1 protein-coding gene and 1 pseudogene are annotated in these 884 nt (G+C 42.8%); one reads left to right on the forward strand and one right to left on the reverse strand.

Annotated elements, in window-relative coordinates; all coding sequences use genetic code 11:
- Window positions 1-336: pseudogene (locus tag ACYVI9_RS15045) on the reverse strand (transposase); the annotation flags it as partial.
- A gap of 265 nt (window positions 337-601) precedes the next feature.
- On the opposite strand from ACYVI9_RS15045, the gene ACYVI9_RS15050 reads away from it, so the two are divergent.
- Window positions 602-884: AAA family ATPase (locus ACYVI9_RS15050; RefSeq protein WP_460765962.1), on the forward strand; the 283-nt coding region annotated here is incomplete at its 3' end.

Genomic DNA, 884 nt, shown 5'->3' on the forward strand with positions numbered 1-884 from the left:
AGCTTCTGCCGCATCTCGATTTATAGCGCCGTAAACCTCCTTTAAATCGGCACAGAAGAGCTTTCGGTCTTTCCATACCACATATTTACACGAGTTGCGGATCTGGTGCACTATACAGAGCTGGGTTGCCGTATCAGGGAACACTCCTTTGATGGCATCTGTAAATCCTTTGAGATTATCCGTACAGGCAATCAGGATGTCTTCCACACCCCGGGCTTTCAGATCGGTCAGTACACTCATCCAGAAAGAAGCGGATTCTGTTTCAGCTATCCACATGCCCAGCACTTCTTTTAATCCATCGTTTTTCAGGCCAATAACCTTTCTCAATATTTGTCCATAGTGAGCGGCCTATCTCATGTATATTTGAGATAATCTTCAGCGTCAGGAATTGTCTGGCCTTTTTAGGCGCAGTTCAGTCGGCAGTATTGCAAATATTAGGTAAATTTCTTCTCCTTACCGCTTGAGCTTTAAAAGCAAGCGGACAATTCCAAAACTATCATTATTCCGAAATAATCAGTAAAAACACTATTTTCGAAGATTATAATCACCTAAATATGCTATATTTGGGGAATATAATCTCCAAACTATGATAAATAGGTCTTTGGAACATATACTTACAAGCAAGGTGGATTACAAAAAAGCCATCATTGTACTCGGTCCGAGACAGGTTGGTAAAACCACCCTACTCACCCAAATCGCCAAATCGCTGGGTGATTATCTCTATATTAATGGAGACGACCCGGAAACCCGACTGTCCTGGAGCAATCCCACACAGGCTTTTATCAACCGCTATATCGGCAGCTATAAAGTTGTCGTCATTGATGAAGCCCAGCGACTGGAAAATATCGGGCTGAGCGCCAAGATGATCATAGATGCAAAAAAGG

This window comes from Niabella terrae, from assembly GCF_054783135.1.